This window comes from Micromonospora sp. NPDC049836 (genome assembly GCF_044465125.1).
Taxonomy (GTDB): Bacteria; Actinomycetota; Actinomycetes; order Mycobacteriales; family Micromonosporaceae; genus Micromonospora.
On sequence record NZ_JBITLH010000007.1, the window covers coordinates 304,295 to 323,024 of the forward strand.

Consider the following 18,730-nt stretch of genomic DNA (forward strand, 5'->3'; position numbering starts at 1 on the left):
CGAGACGGCCAGCCGTCCGGCCGCGACCGGCTCACCTCTTCGGCGGGTCCCACAAGGGACGGCCGTGGCGATTCGTGGTCAATTGCCGACTCCGGTAGACTCCGCCGACTGTGACGCCTCCCGAGCCCCGTGGCGAGTCGCCGCCGGACGCCGACGCCCCGACGGGCTCCGCCTCCGTCACCCTCGCCGACCCGCCGGAGACCCTCGCGGACCCGGCGGAACCCCGTGTCGACCCGGCGGAGGCCCTTGCCGACCCGCCGGAGGCCCTCGCGGCGCCCGCCGCCAACCCGCCGGCCACCCGGCGGCTCCGGCTCCGGCTGCGGGCCGCGCAGCCGCAGCGGTGGCGGTGGACGCCCCGCCGGCAGGACCTCGCGGTGTACGCCGTGTTCCTGCTCGCCGCGCTCTGGGTGACCAGCCGGATCTGGGCCGACCCCGCCGGCCGGGTGGCCGCCCTCTACAGCAGCGACCCGGCGCAGGTGCAGTTCTTCCTGGCCCACTCGGTACGCGTGGTGCTGCACGGGGAGTTCCCGTTCTACACCGACCAGTTCAACTATCCGGACGGGGTCAACCTGATGGCGAACACCGCCATCCTGGCCCTGGGCATCCCGATGGTGCCGGTCACCCTCCTGTTCGGACCGGCCGTCTCCTTCGTGGCGTTGGTCACCCTCGGCCTCGCCGGCACCGCCGCGGCCTGGTACCGGGTGCTCTCCCGGCACGTCGTGCGGACCCGGTTGGCGGCCGCCGTCGGCGCCTGGTTCTGCGGGTTCTCGCCGGCGATGCTCTCGCACGCCAACTGGCACCCCAACATCATCTCCCAGTTCCTGCTGCCGTTCATCGTCTGGCGGGTGCTGGTGCTGACCCGCTCCACCCGCCCGGTCCGCGACGGCGCGCTGCTCGCCGTGCTGGTCACCGCGCAGGCGTTCATCAACGAGGAGATCCTGCTCTTCACCGCGCTGGCCTGCGGCGTCTTCCTGCTCGCCGTGGTCGTCCAGCGGCCCGAGCAGTGGGCCGCCGCCTGGCGCCCGCTCGGCGCCGGCCTGGCGGTCTGCGCGCTGCTCGCCGGGGTGCTGCTGGCGTACCCGCTCTACGTGCAGTTCGCCGGGCCGATGGCGTACCACGGGCTGAGCGACACGGTGCGTGACTACGGCAACGACATCGCCTCGTTCTTCACCCCCGGCTCGCCGACCCTCGGCGGCAACGAGCGGGCCAACGTCGACCTCGCCCCGAACTACTCCGAGGAGAACGCCTTCTTCGGCTGGAGCCTCGCCCTGCTGACCGTCGGCATCGTGCTCTGGCTGCGGCGGGAGGTGCTGGTCCGGGCGCTCGCGGTGACCGGGGCGCTGTTCGCCGTGCTCTCCCTCGGCGAGCGGGTGTCCTGGTGGGACCGGGACCTGTTCACCGGGCCGTGGGAGCTGCTGGTCCGGCTGCCGCTGCTCGACGCGGTGGTGCCGACCCGGTTCGGCCTGATCACCACCGTGGTGGTCGGGGTGCTGCTGGCGTTCGCCGTGGACCGGGCCGCCGCGCTGCGGATCCCGGACCGGCGGACGGTCCGGACGTTGACCGTCGCCGGCCTGGTGCTGGCGCTGCTGCCCATCGCGCCGATGCCGTTGCAGGTCACCAGCCGCCCGCCGGTGCCGAAGTTCATCACCGCCGACCGCTGGCGGCAGTACGTCGGCCCGGACCAGACCCTGGTCTCGGTGCCCGTGCCGAGCATGGGCAACACCGACCCGATGCGCTGGGCGGCCAGCACCGACCTGGCCTTCAAGATCCCCGGCGGTTACTTCCTCGCCCCGCGCAACGGGGTCACCGGCGACCCGGGGCGGTTCGGTGGCCGGCCCAGCGGCATCGGTGACCTGCTCAAGGAGGTCGCCGCCACCGGGCGTACGCCGAAGCTGGACGACCGGCAGCGGCGGCGCTTCCTCGACGAGCTGCGGCACTGGCGGGCCGCCATCGTGGTGCTGCCGCTGGACGAGCCGAACGCCGAGCCGCTGCGGCGGACCGTCGAGCAGCTCGTCGGCCCGGCCCGGCAGGAGCTGGACGTGTGGTTGTGGGACGTCCGGACACTGACCAACCCGTCGCTCTGAGCGCGCGCGCCGACGCGCGGGACGGGGCGGCCGGCGCCGCCCCGGCGCCGCGCGCCCGCCGCCGACGACCCCGGCCGGTCGACGCGTTCGTGGTGACCGGCTACCTGCTCCTGGCCGTGCTGCTCACCAGCGACCAGTGGCGCCGCCCGGAGCGGCTGTTCCACCAGGCCGGCGACCAGATCCTGTTCGAGTGGATGCTGGCCCGCGCCGCCCGGGCGGTGGCCGGCGGCGAGAACCCGCTGCACAGCACCGCGCTGAACACCCCGGACGGGGTGAACCTGATGGCCAACACCTCGGTGCTCGGGCTGGGTGTGCCGCTCACCCCGGTCACCCTGCTCCTCGGCTCCCAGGCCGCCTTCCTGGTCGCCGTCGTGGCCTGCCTGGCCGGCACCGCCACCGCCTGGTACGCGCTGCTGGCCCGCCGCCTGGTCCGGTCCCGCGCCGCCGCCGCGGTCGGCGGGCTCTGCTGCGGCTTCGCCCCCGGCATGGTGGCGCAGGCCGGGGCGCACCTGCACATGGCCGCCCAGTTCCTGGTCCCGGTGATCCTCGCCCTGGTGTTCAACCCGGACGCCCGGCGGGTCCGCCGGGACGGGGTGCTGCTCGGGCTGGCCGTCGCGTACCAGGTCTTCCTCGGCGAGGAGCTGCTGGCCTTCCTCGCCCTGGCCGCCGGGGTGTTCGCCGGGGCGTACGCGCTGGCCGACCCGGCGGCGGCCCGCCGGCTGGCGCCCGCGGTGGCCCGCCGGCTGGGCGTCGGCGCCCTGGTCGCCGGGGCGCTGCTGGCGTACCCGCTGTGGTTCCAGTTCGCCGGCCCGGGCCACTACCGCGGGATGCCGTTCTTCGCCCGCGGATTCCGGCTCGACCTGGCCTCGTTCACCGCCACGGCCCGGCAGAGCGTCGCCGGCAACGCGCACCGCGCCGGGCTGCTGTCGCCGAACCCGACCGAGCAGAACTCGTTCTTCGGGCCGTTCCTGCCGCTGCTCGCCGTGCTCGTGGTGGTCCGGCTGTGGCGGCGGCCCCTGGTCCGCGCCCTGGCGGCCTGCGCGGCGCTGTTCGCCCTGCTCTCGCTCGGCGCGACGATCGTGGTGAACCGGCACGACACCGGGCTGCCCGGACCGTACCGGCTGCTGGCCGGGGTGCCGCTGCTGGAACTGGCGGTGCCGGCCCGGTTCGCGCTGGTCTGCGTACCGGTGCTCGGGGTGCTGCTGGCCCTGGCCCTGGACCGGGTCCGGCACCGGCCGGCCCGGACCTGGGCGCCGTGGGCGGGCGCGGTCGCCGCCGCGCTGCTGCCGCTGGTCCCGACGCCGATCCGGACCGTGCCGGCGCCGCCGGTGCCGGCGTTCGTCGCCGCCGGCGACTGGCGGGGGTACGTGCCGGCCGGCCGGACCGTGGTGCCGGTGCCGCCGGTGACCGGGGCGGCGGTGAGCCCGGGAATGCTCTGGTCGGCGCGCACCGGGCTGGTCTTCGACGCGCCCGGCGGCTACTTCATCGGACCGGCCGGCCCGGGCGACCCCACGGCCCGCTGGGGCGCGCCGGACCGGCCCACCTCGCGGCTGCTGCGCCGGGCCGCCGAGCTCGGCCAGGTGCCGCCGGTCGGCGACGCGGAACGCCGGCAGGCGGTCGAGGACCTGCGGCACTGGCGGGCCGCGGTGCTGGTGCAGACGCCGTCGGCCCCCGGCGACCCGGTCCGCGCCACCATCGACGCGCTGGTCGGGCCGGGCCGGGACGCGGCCGGCGCGCACATCTGGGACGTCCGCCTTCTGGTCGGCTGAGCCCTCTCCCCGGCCGGCGAGGGCGCCCTGCCCGGCCGGCCAGCGGCCGTCGCGCCGCGCCGGAGGGGTTGCGCGGGGGCCCCTCCACCACCGGAGGCGTTACGCGGGGCGCCTTCCTCACACCCGGTCGCGGACGTCCCAGAGCCAGACGTCGTCGACGCGCTGCGGCGGGCCCAGCAGCTGGGTCATCAGCTCGCGCAGCACCGCCTCGCGCGGGTGGGCGCCGAGCACCACCACCGACGCCTTCCAGAAGCGCAGGTCCTCGACGGCCTGGCGGCGGTTCTCGTCGGTCACCGCCGGCACCCGGTCGGCGTCCATGGTGGCGTAGATGAGCGTGCTGGTCGGCCGGTTCGGCGCGCCGAAGACCCCCTCGCCCTTCTCGTTCGGGCCGATGAAGTAGCCGCCGGGGACCGGGAACTCCTGTCGGCTCAGCGCGCTCCAGCGCAGCGTGGGCAGGCCGTGCACGTTGCTCGGGATGGGCACCGGCACCAGGGTCCGGCCGTCCGGCACGTACGGCCGCCAGGTGCCCGCGGTGATGAAGTGCGGGGGCGGATCGATCTGCTGGGCCGGCAGCGGCCGGGGCAGCAGCGGCAGCAGCGCGGCCACGATCGCCGCGTACCCGAGGCCGCGCAGCCAGCCGCGGCGACGCCCGGCGGCCGGCGCCGGCTCGTCGGCCGGGCGGCGCGGGGCGGGCACCGGTGGGCGGCCGCCCCCGGCCAGGGCGTTCCAGGCCAGCGCGAGCAGCACGCCGACCGCGCCCGCCACCACCAGGCTCAGCCGGGTCGGCATCATCATCTCGACCAGGGGCAGGTCGTCCGGGACGTACGCCCAGGGACCGTTCACCGTGGTCTCCACGCCGTCGAAGCGCACCTTCGGGCCGATCGCGGCGATGGTGAAGAGCACCACCAGCACCGCGACGATCCGGGCCGGCAGGGAACGGCGGACCAGTAGCACCAGGGCGATCAACGCGACCAGCACCAGCGGCCAACCGAACCAGGTGTTCTGCTCGGTCAGCCCGATGGTCTGCTCGACCGCCTCGTCACCGGCGACGGTGTCCCGGGCGAAGGTGACGAAGGCCATCAGGTCCTCGCCCCAGCTGTGGAAGACGCCGCCCTGCAACCCCCGGTAGGACTGTGGACCGTTGAACTGGAACCAGATCGGGTACGCGGTCAGCAGCAGCGTCACCGCGCCGCCCACCCCGACCGCGGCCAGGAAGGTGCCGGCCCGCTCCCAGGCGGCCCGGGGCCGCTGCGCCACGTACGCGGCCACGACGACTAGGCAGGCCAGCGCGGTGAGCAGCAGCATCTCCTCGTTGATGAAGATCTGGTACGCCACCAGCAGGCCGAGCACCACGCCGTTGCGCCGCCAGCGGCCGGGCTCGCCCAGCCGCAGCACCCGCACCACGATGAGCGGGAGCAGGAAGTTGGAGACGAAGTTGGGCTGCCCGTTGGCGTGGTGCACGATGCCCGGGGCGAAGCCCAGGAACGCGCCGCCGACGAAGGCCGCCGCGCGGGAGCGCACCAGGTGCCGGGAGAGCATCCAGTACGAGGTGGCCGCCGTGGCCGACAGCGCCGCGCCCAGGTAGAGCGCGTACATCACCTGCGGACCGAGCAGCATGGTCAGCGGCGCCAGCGGCAGCGTCACGCCCAGCAGCGACGTGTTCGCCATCATGTTCACCCCGTCCGGGGCGTTCTGGCGGCTGGTGAACAGCGGGTTCTCCAGGTGCCGGACCGAGTAGGCGCCGTGCTCGAAGAGCCACTCGAACCAGCTGTGGTCGGTCGGCAGGTGCGAGGAGACCCGGTGCTGCACGTCCCCCCAGTAGTTGAGGCAGACGAGAACGCCGAGGAGCGCATAGGCTGCGATCGCCAACACGTCGGCGCGGCTCGGTCCGCGCCGGGGCCGGCGCGGTGTTTCGGCCGCGACGGGCTCGACCGCGACGGACGACGAGTTGAGCGAGGGGTCTACCACCGGCACAGCCACGACGGGCCATCGTACAGGCGGCGCGGCGTCCGCCCGGCCGCCCCGGTGGACCCGGTGCGGTCCACCGGGGCGGCGGGGTGGGGAGGGATGCGGGTGACCGTCATCGATCTGGGCGACCTCCGGGAAGCGCCCACGCCCGACCGTCCGGCCCGCCGGCCACGTGCCGGTGGCCGCGTCCAGTGGGCGCTGCTGGTGCTGGTGGTGTCGTTGCTCACGCTGGCCGGCGCCGTACCCGTGGCCGGGCGTGTCGCGATCACGTTGCCCGGCGGTCCGGCCGCGGCCGGCTTCCTCGCCGGCGGCCGGGTGTACCTGGTGCAGCCGCCCGACCCGGCGCGGGGCGTGGGCCGCGAGCTCGTCGCGTACCGGCTGGACCGCGCCCGCCGGGCGCGGGTGCTGTGGCGTACCCCGCTCCCGGTGGGCGGCCTCGCCGACGCCGTCTGGCGACGCGACGGTGTCGTGCTGCTCATCGAGCGGACCCGCAACGACACCAACTGGGACACGGTGGCCTTCGACGTCGGCACCGGGCGGCTCGCCTGGCGGCAGTCCGGGGTGGCCTATCCGATCGGCGACGGCGTGCTGCTCTACGGGACAGGACCGGCCGGGAACGGTGCGACCCGCCGGGTGGACCCGGCCACCGGCCGGACCCTGTGGACCGTCCCGAGCGCCGGCCTGCTCCAGCTCGGGTTCGGGCCGGCCGGCATCGACCGGCTGGTCCGCACCGTCGCCCCCGACCGGATGGAGGTCTACGACCCGGTGAGTGGGGCCCGGTTGGTGGCTCGTGCGCTGGGCTTCGGTGCGATGCCCTCCGGGCGGCTCACCGCGTTGGCCGCCGGACTGCTGCTGGTGGGCGACGTGGGCGGCGGCACCCTCACCGGCTACGACCTGGCCACCCTCGAGCCCCGCTGGACCGTTCCGTTCCCGCCGATGGGCCACGCGGAGACCTGCGGTCGCCTGCTCTGTGTGCTGGGCGAGACCGGCGGGATGCGGGCGCTCGACCCGGCCACCGGCGCGACCCGGTGGACCGACGACCGGTGGAGCGGCGCGCTGACCGCCGCCGGCGGGCGGCTGCTGGTCACCGAGGAGACCGCCGCCGGCACCGAGCTCGCCGTCGTCGAGGAGGCCACCGGCCGGCTGGTCGCCGGCCTCGGCACCTGGACCCTGATCCCCCAGGACGAGAGCGACGGCCGGATCACCGGCATGCGGCCGGCGGTCGACGGTCGGCTGCTCGTAGCGGAACTGGACCCGGCGGCGGGTGCCGCGCGGATCCGCGAGGCGTTGCCGCACACGAGCATGGACTGCAAGGTCGGCGGGGAGTTGCTGCTCTGCCGCCGGGTCCAGGGCGGCTTCGGGGTGTGGCGGACCGGGTGAGCCGGGTGATCGAGCTGGGGGAGCTGCCGCACGGCGGGGAGGCCCGGCCGGTCGCCGAGCCGCCCCGCCCACCGGCCCGCGCGGTCCGGATGACGGTGCTCGGTTGCCTGGCGCTGTTCACCCTGGCCGGCGCGGCCCCACTCGCCCACCGGCCGGCCGGCGTCCCGGTGCCCGCCCCGCAGAGCGCCAGCTTCGTCGTGGTCGCCGGCCGGCTGGTGGTGGCCGACGGGCCGGGCACCGTGGGCCGGGGCGGCCGGGCGGTCACCGGGCACCGGTTGCCCGGCGGCGAGACCAGCTGGCGGTTCCTCCTCCCCGCCGGGGACCATGTCCTCGGGCTGAGCCGGGTGGCCGGCCTGCTGCTGGTCACCAGCAGCCCGACCGGGGCGGGCGACACCCGCTCCACCGCCCTCGACCCGGCCTCCGGGGCGGTGCGCTGGCAGCACACCGGCTACCCGGTGCCGACCCAGGAGGGCGGGGTGCTCTTCGAGACGCCGCGCGCCGACGGCAGCGGCACCATCCGCGCGGTCGACCCGGCGTCCGGCGCGGCCCGCTGGTCGCTGCCGCTGCCCGGCAACGGGGTCGCGTACCGCAGCGGGGACCGGGGGGTACGCGAGATCGTGCTGGTCACCGCCGACGGCCGGGTCGAGGTGCACGACGCCGACTCCGGCGCGCTGCGGCACACCGGCCGGGTGCCGCCGGCCGCCGACGGGGTGTCGTACCGGTTCACCCAGGTGGTGGCCGACCTGCTGCTGGTCGACGCCGAGCCGGGCCGGGTCGCCGCGTACGACCTGGCAGGGCTGCGGCGCCGCTGGAGCGTGCCGGTGCCGGCGCGCGGCGCCGGCTGGTTCGTCGACTGCGCGGGGGTGATCTGCCTGCACCGGCAGGCCGCCGGGGTACGCGTCTTCGACCCGGCCACCGGGCGTCACCTCTGGACCGACGAGCGCTGGCTGCGGGTGAACGCGATCGGCACCCGGCTGCTCGCCGCCGCCCCCGCGCTCGGGCCGGAGGAGGACCTGGTCACCCTCGACCCGACCACCGGCCGGGTGCTGGCCCGGTTCGGCCGCTGGCGGCTCAGCGGCCTCGACCGGCTGGCGGCCCGGCAGCTCGGGTTCCGCCGGCTCCCCGACGACCGCACGCTGGTCGCCGAGCTGGACGTGCCGGCCGGCCGGGTCCGGTTCCGCGCGGTGCTCGTCGGCACCTGGGACGACTGCGCCGACGCCGGCCGGGCGCTGGTCTGCCTGCGGCCCTCCGGCGGGCTGGTGATCTGGCCGGTGGACCCCTGAGTCACCAGTTGGCCTGCCGGGGCGGCGGGGGCAGCGGCACCGACTCGGGCCGGATCACGTACGCGATGCCGCCGCTGCCGCCCTGCCAGGCCGTCTCGAACGGCGCCCGGGGCACCGTGCGGCGCACCCCGTCGTCGTCCGGGGCGTACGGGTCGTTGAGCACCGGGTCGCCCTCGGCGGTGAACCCGACCAGCACCATCAGGTGCCCCCGGGTGTCGTAGTCCAGCCCTGGCACCTGCTCCCGGGTGAAGGCCGCCGACACGATCAGCGGGATGCCGGCGGCGATGAACCGTTCCGCCTCGGCCAGGCCGCGCAGCCGGGTGACGAAGGCGTCCACCCCGTGCCGCCCCGCGTAGGCGGTGTTGAACGCCCAGTTGCCGGCCCCCGCGTACGCGTGGTCGTAGCAGTGCCGGGCGGCGTGCACCACGACCGGGCGGTGGCCCGGCGGGTCCACCCAGGCGTACCGGTCGGGGGTCGGGCCGGCGCCCCAGAAGTCCAGCACCATCGAGACGCTGGTGGGGCTGCACCAGGAGTCCCCGCCGCCGCCCCACCGGGTCTCCCCGCCGGCGTGCAGCCGCTGGGCGTACCGGGGCACGTCGAGCACCCGCCCCCGGGCCGCCGCCGCGGCCGACCCGGCCCCGGCCGCCGGATCCGCCGGGTTGGGTCCGACACCGGTCGTCGGCGGCGTCGCGGCGGCGGCGGAGGCGGAGGCGACCGCGCCGACCGTGCGCAGCACCGGCCCGTCCGCCGCGCCCGCGGGCCGGAACAGGGTCACCCGCAGCTGCCAGCCGGTCACCGCCGTGCCCGCCACGACCAGCGTGTCGACCGCGACCCGGGCGTCCGGGTCGGCCTGCCCCGGCACCGAGCTGCGGTGCAGGCTCGACTCGTCGGCGGCCCAGTGGCCCAGGTCGTACCAGGCGGTGCCGGGCTGCTTGCCGACCCAGCCGCGCAACTCCACCCGGAGCCAGCCGCCCGCCGGGGTGTCCCCGGTCCAGGACGGGACGATCTCCTCGACCGGAAAGCCCACCGGCACCGCCGGCGAGGTCCAGCTGGCCGTCTCGTACCCGCTGGTGACGCCGCTGTGCGGGTCGGTGTGGTCCCGCCGGCCGGTGGTGGCGCCGATGGTCAGCCCGTCGGCCCCGGCGACCACCCCGTCGGCGGTACCGAGGCCCAGGTCCGCGGGGAACCGGAATCTCCGGTACGCGATGTCCCGGGCGGGGTCGGCAGCGGGCATGACGGCTCCCGTCGGCTCGGGCCCGGGACGGTGGCCGGGCGGTTGTCGCTGGCTGCCGGCGAGCATCGCGTACCCGAAGATTTTTTGCAACGACGGCGCCGGAGGCCGGGTTGGCGACCGGCACTAGGTTGTCGGGAGGTCACGACGCGGGAGGCCGGGATGCGGGTACTGGTGGTGGAGGACGAGCGGAACCTCGCCGACGCGATCGCGCGCGGGCTGCGCAAACGCGGCATGGCCGTGGACGTCGCCTACGACGGGAACGCCGGGCACGAGGCGGCCTTCGTCACCCGCTACGACGTGGTGATCCTCGACCGGGACCTGCCCGGGGTGCCCGGCGACCGGATCTGCGCCGACCTGGCCGCCTCCGGTGCCCTGACCCGGGTGCTGATGCTCACCGCCAGCGGCACGGTCGCCGACCGGGTGGAGGGACTGCGCCTCGGCGCCGACGACTACCTGCCCAAACCGTTCGCCTTCGACGAGCTGGTGGCCCGGGTGCAGGCGCTCGGCCGGCGGGCCACCCCGGCCGCCCCGCCGGTCTTCGAGGTCGCCGACCTGGTGCTCGACCCGGCCCGCCGGGTGGTCACCCGGGGCGGCGCGCCGGTCGACCTGACCAACAAGGAGTTCGGCGTGCTGGCCGAGCTGCTCAAGGCGCGTGGCGCGGTGGTCTCCAGCGAGGAGCTGCTGGAGCGGGTCTGGGACGCCAACACCGACCCGTTCACCACCATCGTCCGGGTCACCGTGATGACGCTGCGCAAGAAGCTCGGCGATCCGCCGCTGATCGAGACCGTGGTCGGCGCCGGCTACCGGATGACCGAGGTCGCCGCGTGAGCCGGTTGCGGCCGCGGCCCACCCTGCGACTGCGGCTCACCCTGCTCAACGGGGTGCTGCTGGTCGGTGCCGGCGCGATCCTGGTGCTGCTGGCCTGGCTGCTGGTCCGGGACGCGCTGCGCCCCACCGACGAGCTGCTGCCCGGCACCACCGTGGTGCTCGCCGACGGCCGGTCCCTGGACGCCGGGCAGTGGCAGCGGCAACTGGTCGACGCCGCCTCGCGGGAGCTGCTGCTCAAGGGCCTGGTGGCGTTGCTGGCGATCAGCGTGGTCGGGGTCGCCGGCGCGTACGTGGTGGCCGGCCGGGCGCTGCGCCCGCTGCACCAGGTCACCGCCACCGCCCGCCGGCTCGGCGAGGCCACCCTCGACCAGCGGATCCGCTGGTCCGGGGTGGACGACGAGGTGGCCGAGCTGGCCGAGACCTTCGACGCCATGCTGGACCGGATCGCCGCCGCGTTCGAGGCGCAGAAGCGCTTCGTCGCCAACGCCTCGCACGAGCTGCGCACGCCGCTCGCCGTGATGCGGACCGAGATCGACGTGACGCTCAGCGACGACGAGGCGGACCTGGCCGAGTACCGCCGGATGGCCGACGTGGTGCGCGACGCCTCGGAGCGGGCCAACGCGCTGGTGGACGCCCTGCTGGTGCTGGCCCGCAGCGAGGCGCAGGCCGGCCGGCGGCTGGCCCGGCGGGCCGAGTGCGACCTCGCCGTCGGCACCGCGAACGCCCTCGCGGCGATGTCCCGCGAGGTGGAGCGGATCGGTCTGAAGGTGCAGACCGAGCTGCGGCCGGCGCCCGTGGTCGGCGATCCGGGCCTGCTCGACCGGCTCGCCGGCAACCTGGTCGAGAACGCGGTCCGCTACAACCACCTGCACGGCCGGCTCTGGGTGCGCAGCGGCACCGACGGGCGGCGGTCCTGGCTGGTGGTCGGGAACACCGGCTTCGAGGTGGCCCAGGCCGACGTGCCGGGGCTGTTCGAGCCGTTCCGGCGCGGCGGCCAGGAACGCACCGGGGCCCGCGGCTCCGGCCTGGGGCTCTCCATCGTCCGGGCGGTCTGCGACGCGCACGGCGGCACGGTCGCCGTGCTGGCCCGCCCCGGCGGCGGCCTGGAGGTGACGGTCACGTTGCCCTCGGCGGACGCCCCGGCCGCCACCTGAGCCGCCCACTTGCCCGGCCGCCCGACCGGCTGAGAAGATCGTCCGGTCAGCCCGTGCCGCGGAAAGGGGGTGTGGTCGATGTCCACCGTGAATGATCCCGCGCCCCGCCCCGGTCACCGCTGACGCCATCGAATGCCGCGGGGCGCACTCCGAACCATGAGGAGAAGCACCGTGAGTGCACAGATCCACTGCGTCACCGTCGAGACCGACGACCCGTACGCCCTGGCGAGCTGGTGGGCGGCGGTCCTCGACCGGAAGCTGGCCGACGACGACCACCCGGGCGACCCGGAGGCGGTCCTCGCGGCCCCCGACGGCCAGGGCACCGACCTGCTCTTCGTGAGCGTGGGGGAGCGGCACGGCAAGGGCGCGTTCCACCTCGACGTGCACGCCGCCGAGGGGACCCGCGACGCCGAGGTCGAGCGGCTGCGCGGGCTCGGCGCGAGCCTGGTCGCCGACCGGCGCCGGCCGGACGGCACCGGCTGGGTGGTGCTGGCCGACCCGGAGGGCAACGAGTTCTGCGTCTGCCGCAGCGCGGCCGAGAAGGCCGCGTCGGCCTGACGACGAGCGGAACGGGCCCGCGCCAAACGGCGCGGGCCCGTTCCTCGGTCGCGGACGGTCAGTTCTTCTGCTCGATCTGGCCGCGCATGGCGGCGAACTCCTTCTGCAGGTCCGCGCCGGACTTGTAGTAGAGGACGAGCACGCCGAGGCTGCCGCGGTCGGCCCAGACGCAGACGCCGACCGGGACGGTCTGCGCCTTGCCGTCGCCGCACTGCGCGTCGCCGCCGAGCGGTCCGGCGTCGACCGGCTTGAAGTTGGTCACCGCGAGCTCCGAGCCGAGGCCCTTGGTGGCGTCGGTCAGCTCCTTCTTCGGGTCGGCGATCAGGCCGGACACGCCGCCGATCATGACCAGGTCCTGCTTCTGCGGGTCACCGTAGAAGGCGCCGACCGTGCTGGTCGCGTCGGGCACGTCCTTCTTCATCTCGGCGACCATGTCGGTGGCGGCCTTCTGCAACTGCGGGTCGGTCACCTTCGGCCGGCCGGCGAGGGTCTCCGGGGTGGTCATCCGGGTCTTGGTGGCGTCCACCACCTCGTCCACCTTGTCCTTGGTGGCGAAGTAGAGCGCCGTGCCACCGCCGACGCAGAGCACGACCACGACGGCCAGGACGATGAGCAGGATCTTGCCGACGCTGGACTTCTTCGGCGGCGGGCCGACGGGCGCGCCGTAGCCGGGCTGGCCGGCCTCCGCGCCGTAGGGCGGGCCGGGCTGGGCCGGCGGCGGGTAACCGCCGGGCTGCTGCGGGGACGGATAGCCACCGGGCTGCTGCTGCGGCGGGTAACCGCCGGGCTGCTGGTGCGGCGGCGGGTAGGAACCAGGCTGGGGCTGGGACATGTGTGGGCAGCTCCTGTGAGAAATCTGGACGCGTGATCGTAGCCAGCCCGACCGACAGCGCGTCGCCCGGCCGGCCCCGACGTCCCGAAACCGGAACCGGGTCGTGACCCAGGCGGCCCGGAACGCGGCCCGGAACGCGGCCCTGAGCGCGGCCCTGGTCGACCGGAGTGCGGGCCGAAAACGACGATCGCGGTGGCCGGACCATCCACTCGGGACGGCCGGCCACCGCGATCGCGGGGGAGCGGCGGCGGATCAGCGCAGGCTGGCCACCCCACGCGGCAGGAACCGCTGGCCGGTGACCCGCTCGGCGGTGCCGGTCCGGTCCAGGTACGGCGTGACGCCGCCGAGGTGGAACGGCCAGCCGGCGCCGAGGATCATGCACAGGTCGATGTCCTGCGCCTCGGCGACGACGCCCTCGTCGAGCATCAGCCGGATCTCCTCGGCCAGCGCGTCGAGCGCGTTCTGCCGGACCTGCTCGGCGGTGAGCGGCTGGTCGCCGACCACGAGCAGCTTCGCCACCTCGTCGTTGATCTGGTCGTCGACCACGATCGGCTGGCCCGAGTCGGCGATCCGCTTGAGGTTCTCGCTGACCTTGAACCGGTCCGGGAACGCCTCGTGCAGCGTGCCGCCCACGTGGTACGCCACGGCCGGCCCGACCAGCTGGAGCAGCGCCAGCGGGCGCATCGGCAGGCCCAGCGGGTCCAGCGCGCTGTTCGCCACGTCCAGCGGGGTGCCGGCGTCGACGGCGGCGAACACGGTGCCGAGGAAGCGGGTGAGCAGCCGGTTGACCACGAACGCCGGGGCGTCCTTGACCAGCACGCTCGACTTCTTCAGCTGCTTGCCGACCGCGAACGCGGTGGCCAGGGTCGCGTCGTCGGTCCGCTCACCGCGGACGATCTCCAGCAGCGGCAGCACGGCGACCGGGTTGAAGAAGTGGAAGCCGACGACCCGCTCGGGGTGCTCCAGGTCGGCGGCCATCTCGGTGATCGACAGCGAGCTGGTGTTGGTGGCGAGCACCGCCTCCGGCTTGACGATCTTCTCCAGCTCGGCCCAGACCTGCTTCTTGACGCCCAGGTCCTCGAAGACCGCCTCGATCACGAAGTCGGCGTCCGCGAACCCGCTCTTGTCGACGGTGCCGCTGACCAGGCCGTACAGCTTGGCTGCGGTGCCCTTGTCCATCCGGCCCTTGGTGACCGCCTTCTCGATCTGGGTGTGCACGTAGCCCACGCCCTTGTCCACCCGGGACTGGTCCAGGTCGGTCATCACCACCGGCACCTGGAGGCGGCGGGCGAACAGCAGCGCGAGCTGGCTGGCCATCAGGCCGGCGCCCACGATGCCGACCTTGGTGACCGGGCGGGCCAGGCCCTTGTCCGGCGCGCCGGCCGGCCGCTTGGCCCGCCGCTGCACCAGGTCGAAGGCGTACAGGCCGCTGCGCAGCTCCTCGGAGAAGATCAGGTCGGCGAGGGCCTCGTCCTCGGCGGCGGTGCCGGCGGCGAAGTCGCCGTCCTTCGCCGTCTCCAGCAGGTCCAGCGCCTTGTACGCGGCCGGGACCGCGCCGTGCAGCCGCTGGTCCAGGGTCTGCCGGGCGAAGTACAGCACGCCCGCCCACATGTCCTTGTCGACCTCGGGACGGGTCACGGTGACCTCGCCCCGGACCACGCCGGCCGCCCACTCCAGCGACCGCTCCAGGAAGTCGGCCGGCTCCAGCAGCACGTCCGCGATGCCCATCTCGGCGGCCTGCTTCGGCTTGAGCATCTTGTTCTGCATGAGCGGGTTCTGCAGGATCACCTGGGTGGCGGCCGGGATGCCGATCAGGTTGGGCAGCAGTTGGGTGCCGCCCCAGCCGGGGACGAGGCCGAGCGAGACCTCGGGCAGGGCGAGGGCCGCCACGCCCGCCGACAGCGTCCGGTAGTGGCAGTGCAGGGCCAGCTCCAGGCCGCCGCCCATCGCCGCGCCGTTGACGAAGGCGAAGGTGGGGACGGTGCTCTCCTTGAGCCGGGCGAAGACCCGGTGGCCGAGCCGGCCGATCTCCAGCGCCTGCTCCCGGTTCTCCAGCGCGGGCAGGCTGGTGATGTCCGCGCCCACGCAGAAGATGTACGGCTTGCCGGTGACCGCGATGAACGCCGGGTCGGCGGCGAGCGCGGCGCTGATCGCCTCGTCCAGGCTGGTCAGGCCGCCCGGGCCGAAGCTGTTCGGCTTGGTGTGGTCGAAGCCGTTGTCCAGGGTGATCAGGGCGGCGGGCCGGTCCAGCCCCGGTACGTTCACCTGGCGCAGCAGCGCCCTGGTGACAACCTCGTTCGGTGCGGCGAGCGCGCTCACCGTGGCTCCTTCGTTCGCGCTCACTTGTTGCCCTCCCAGTGCGGGTTCTCCCAGATCACGGTGCCGCCCATGCCGATGCCGATGCACATGGCGGTGAGGCCGTAGCGGACCTCGGGGTGCTCGGCGAACTGCCGGGCGAGCTGGGTCATCAGGCGTACGCCCGAGGAGGCCAGCGGGTGTCCGATGGCGATCGCGCCGCCCCACGCGTTGACCCGCGGGTCGTCGTCGGCGATGCCGAAATGGTCGAGGAAGGCGAGCACCTGCACGGCGAACGCCTCGTTCAGTTCGAACAGGCCGATGTCGTCGATGCTCAGGCCGGCGATGCGCAGCGCCTTCTCCGTCGAGGGGATCGGGCCGACGCCCATCACCTCGGGCTCCACGCCGACGAAACCGAACGACACCAGTCGCATGCCGACGGGCAGGCCCAGCTCGCGGGCGGTCTCCTCGGCCACCAGCAGGGCCGCGGTGGCGCCGTCGTTCAGGCCGGCCGCGTTGCCCGCGGTGACCTTGCCGTGCGGGCGGAACGGCGTCTTGAGGGTGCCGAGCTTCTCCAGCGAGGTCTCCCGGGGAGCCTCGTCGGTGGTGGCCAGGCCCCAGCCGGCCTCCGGGTCCCGGATCGCCACCGGCACCAGGTCGCCCTGGAGCTTGCCGTTGGCGTACGCCTTGGCGGTCTTCTGCTGGGAGGCGAGCGCGAACGCGTCGGTGCGCTCCTTGGTGATCTGCGGGACCCGGTCGTGCAGGTTCTCCGCGGTGGCACCCATCACCAGGGCGGACGGGTCGACCAGCTTCTCCGCGATGATCCGCGGGTTGGGGTCGACGCCCTCGCCCATCGGGTGCCGGCCCATGTGCTCGACGCCGCCGGCGATGGCCACGTCGTACGCGCCCATCGCGATGCCGCTGGCAACGGTGGTGACGGCGGTCATCGCGCCGGCGCACATCCGGTCGATGGCGAAGCCCGGCACCGTCTTGGGCAGGCCGGCCAGCAGGGCGGCGGTGCGGCCGATGGTCAGGCCCTGGTCGCCGATCTGGGTGGTGGCCGCGATGGCGACCTCCTCGACCCGCTCCGGCGGCAGCTGCGGGTTGCGCCGCATCAGCTCTCGGATGCAACGGATCACCAGGTCGTCGGCGCGGGTGTTGGCGTACATGCCACCCGCCTTGCCGAACGGGGTACGGACGCCGTCGACGAAGACGACATCACGAACTTCACGGGGCACTTGGAGCCTCCTCTTCGACCCTGCTTCGGCCGCCGTGGCCGCACGGGGCGCCACGGACCGGATGAAGGTCGGCCGGCACTGGCATTTCCCCCGGATGCTACTCGCCAGTAACCAACGCCGTCACCACCCCCCGTGTGGCCCGCCCCACACTCCCGCCGCCGCTGGCGACGCCTGTCGATCATGACGGTGCGGTCACCGCCCGCCGGGAGGTGGCCACACCGTCACGATCAACCACGGTGCGCGGGGTCAGGCCTCCGGCGGTCGCAGGGCCCGGGTCAGCGCGGGGAGCAGGAGGCCGATCTGCCACTCCCGGGCCCCGTAGCCGCGCAGCACCTCCGCGACCGTGTCGTCGGTGATCTCCTCGGGCGGCTGCCAGGCCAGCCGGCGGACATGGTCCGGCGCGATCAGGTTCTCCGGCGGGAGGGTGTGCGCGCCGGCCGTACCGACCACCACCTCCCGGCAGCGGGCCAGCCGGCCGGCCGCCACCGGGTCGCGCTCCGCCCACCGGTGCGGCGGGGGCGGCCCCTCCACCACCGGGGTCGCCGGCAGCGCGTCGTCCGGCAACTGGCGGGCGTCATCCAGGGCCGCCAGCCAGGTACGCGCCAGCCGACGCACCGAACGACCACCGAAACCGGGGAGGGTGAGCAGGGTCTTCTCGTCCTTCGGGTCCAGCTCGGCGGCGGCCACGATGGCCGAGTCGGGCAGCACCCGACCGGGAGCGGCGTCCCGCCGGGCGGCGATCTGGTCCCGGGCGTACCAGAGGGAACGGACCCGGGCCTGGGCCCGCGCCCCGCGCACCCGGTGGATGCCCGAGGTACGCCGCCACGGCTCGGCACGCACCCGGGCCGGCCGGGCGCCGGTGCGGACCAGCGCGGCGAACTCCTCCGCCGCCCACGGCGACTTGCCCTGCCGGTCCAGCTCCTCGTCGAGGGCGTCGCGCAGGTCGACCAGCATCTCCACGTCCAGCGCCGCGTAGGTCAGCCAGGACTCCGGCAGCGGCCGGCTGGACCAGTCCGCCGCCGAGTGGTGCTTCTCCAGGGTGTAGCCGAGGAGCTGCTCGGTCAGCGCGGCCAGGCCGACCCGCTCGAAGCCGGCCAGCCGGGCGGCCAGCTCGGTGTCGAACAGCCGGCGCGGACGCAACCCCACCTCGGCGAGGCAGGCCAGGTCCTGGCTGGCGGCGTGCAGCACCCACTCGGCGTCGGCGATCACCGCGTCGAGGGCGGAGAGGTCCGGCAGCGGCAGCGGGTCGATCAGCGCCGTGCCCGCGCCGGCCCGGCGCAGCTGCACCAGGTACGCCCGCTGGCTGTACCGGTAGCCGGACGCGCGCTCGGCGTCCAGGGCCACCGGGCCGCTGCCCTTCTCGAAACGGGCCACGACCTCGTCGAGCGCGCTCGGTGTGGCCACGGGCGCGGGGGTGCCCTCGCGCGGGGCGGTCAACGGGACGGGCCCGCCGGTGGTCGGTTCGGTCCCCGCGTCCACCGGCTCCGGTACGGCCGGCGACGGGTCTGGTGAGGCCCCTCCCGTACGGCTTTCGGCGGCCCGACGGCGCAGGGGTGGTTCGTCGGTCACCTGACAACCCTAGTGCGCCGGGGGATCCGGTGTGCGCAGCCGGTCGGGCGCGTGTCGGCCCGATGGCCGGCAGATGTCGCGCCGCTGTCGTCTTGCGCCCGTGTGCCAGGGTCGGACAACGGGGAAGACAAACCCCGTTCGCGCAGGTACGGTCCTTCGGGCCGCGCCCGGGTCCCGTGGGGGCCCGCGGGCGTCGCGGCGGGGCGGGCACAGGAGGATCGAGCGATCATGACGGCGGGGTACGGGACCGGCGGCGGCACGCCGGGACAGCACGGCGACGACGCGGCCGGCCAGCGGCACGACGAGCCCTCGGCGACCGACCGACCCGGGCCGCTGCCGCCCCGCCTCGCCCCACCGGCCGGCCACGCCCCGATCCCCGGCCAGCCCGGCGCCGGCACCGCCCCGGGCACCGGCTACCCGGGCTCCGCCACGCCGCCCGGCGCCGGCTACCCGGGCTCCGCCACGCCGCCCGGCGCCGGCTACCCGGGCTCCGCCACGCCGCCCGGCGCCGGCTACCCGGGCTCCGCCACGCCGCCCG

General features: G+C 75.2%; 13 protein-coding genes and 1 pseudogene. 8 read left to right on the forward strand and 6 right to left on the reverse strand.

All coding sequences use genetic code 11. The features are described from left to right. The first annotated feature begins 110 nt into the window (after positions 1-110). Together ACIBPB_RS20985 and ACIBPB_RS20990 are read left to right on the forward strand one after the other, a co-directional pair. Positions 111-2,084 (forward strand): hypothetical protein, encoded by a 1,974-nt coding sequence (locus ACIBPB_RS20985; RefSeq protein ID WP_396841208.1) that lies wholly within the window; start codon positions 111-113, stop codon positions 2,082-2,084. Continuing rightward, entirely contained in the window at positions 2,042-3,853 is a 1,812-nt protein-coding gene (locus ACIBPB_RS20990; RefSeq protein WP_396841209.1) for a hypothetical protein, read from the forward strand. Before ACIBPB_RS20985 ends, ACIBPB_RS20990 begins: the two co-directional genes overlap by 43 nt. 117 nt (positions 3,854-3,970) lie before the next feature. Here the strand turns inward: ACIBPB_RS20990 and ACIBPB_RS20995 are convergent, their stop codons facing one another. Next, positions 3,971-5,833: a hypothetical protein gene (locus tag ACIBPB_RS20995; protein WP_396841210.1), complete on the reverse strand. Its 1,863-nt coding sequence runs from the start codon at positions 5,831-5,833 to the stop codon at positions 3,971-3,973. Between the two features lie 93 nt (positions 5,834-5,926). Between ACIBPB_RS20995 and ACIBPB_RS21000 the strand changes: the two genes are divergently transcribed. Next, positions 5,927-7,201: a PQQ-binding-like beta-propeller repeat protein gene (locus tag ACIBPB_RS21000; protein ID WP_396841211.1), complete on the forward strand. Its 1,275-nt coding sequence runs from the start codon at positions 5,927-5,929 to the stop codon at positions 7,199-7,201. Then, the gene (locus tag ACIBPB_RS21005; protein WP_396841212.1) at positions 7,198-8,484 is read left to right on the forward strand and encodes a PQQ-binding-like beta-propeller repeat protein; all 1,287 of its coding nucleotides are present in this window, start codon (positions 7,198-7,200) and stop codon (positions 8,482-8,484) included. Before ACIBPB_RS21000 ends, ACIBPB_RS21005 begins: the two co-directional genes overlap by 4 nt. A gap of 1 nt (position 8,485) precedes the next feature. Here the strand turns inward: ACIBPB_RS21005 and ACIBPB_RS21010 are convergent, their stop codons facing one another. After that, a complete protein-coding gene (locus ACIBPB_RS21010; RefSeq protein ID WP_396841213.1) occupies positions 8,486-9,718 on the reverse strand; it encodes a peptidase C39 family protein in 1,233 nt (410 codons plus the stop codon). 159 nt (positions 9,719-9,877) lie between these two features. On the opposite strand from ACIBPB_RS21010, the gene ACIBPB_RS21015 reads away from it, so the two are divergent. From ACIBPB_RS21015 to ACIBPB_RS21025, 3 genes are all read left to right on the forward strand, one after another. Then, a complete protein-coding gene (locus ACIBPB_RS21015; RefSeq protein WP_357314663.1) occupies positions 9,878-10,546 on the forward strand; it encodes a response regulator transcription factor in 669 nt (222 codons plus the stop codon). Next, a complete protein-coding gene (locus ACIBPB_RS21020; RefSeq protein WP_396841214.1) occupies positions 10,543-11,700 on the forward strand; it encodes a sensor histidine kinase in 1,158 nt (385 codons plus the stop codon). The genes ACIBPB_RS21015 and ACIBPB_RS21020 overlap by 4 nt, the downstream gene beginning before the upstream one ends. Positions 11,701-11,871: 171 nt before the next feature. Continuing rightward, positions 11,872-12,258, forward strand: coding sequence for a VOC family protein (locus ACIBPB_RS21025; protein WP_396841215.1), 387 nt, complete (start codon positions 11,872-11,874; stop codon positions 12,256-12,258). Positions 12,259-12,316: 58 nt separating this feature from the next. Here the strand turns inward: ACIBPB_RS21025 and ACIBPB_RS21030 are convergent, their stop codons facing one another. The 4 genes from ACIBPB_RS21030 to ACIBPB_RS21045 all read right to left on the reverse strand — a co-directional run bounded on the left by ACIBPB_RS21030 (position 12,317) and on the right by ACIBPB_RS21045 (position 18,192). Beyond that, the gene (locus ACIBPB_RS21030) at positions 12,317-13,090 is read right to left on the reverse strand and encodes a hypothetical protein (RefSeq protein WP_396841216.1); all 774 of its coding nucleotides are present in this window, start codon (positions 13,088-13,090) and stop codon (positions 12,317-12,319) included. A 252-nt stretch (positions 13,091-13,342) separates the two neighbouring features. After that, positions 13,343-15,409, reverse strand: coding sequence for a 3-hydroxyacyl-CoA dehydrogenase NAD-binding domain-containing protein (locus tag ACIBPB_RS21035; protein WP_396841217.1), 2,067 nt, complete (start codon positions 15,407-15,409; stop codon positions 13,343-13,345). Positions 15,410-15,429: 20 nt separating this feature from the next. Beyond that, a complete protein-coding gene (locus tag ACIBPB_RS21040) occupies positions 15,430-16,623 on the reverse strand; it encodes a thiolase family protein (RefSeq protein WP_396841218.1) in 1,194 nt (397 codons plus the stop codon). Positions 16,624-16,869: 246 nt separating this feature from the next. After that, entirely contained in the window at positions 16,870-18,192 is a 1,323-nt protein-coding gene (locus ACIBPB_RS21045) for a ribonuclease D (protein ID WP_396841219.1), read from the reverse strand. 228 nt (positions 18,193-18,420) lie between these two features. Here ACIBPB_RS21045 and ACIBPB_RS21050 point away from each other — a divergent pair. Continuing rightward, positions 18,421-18,730 (forward strand): annotated as a pseudogene (locus ACIBPB_RS21050) (serine/threonine protein kinase); the annotation flags it as partial.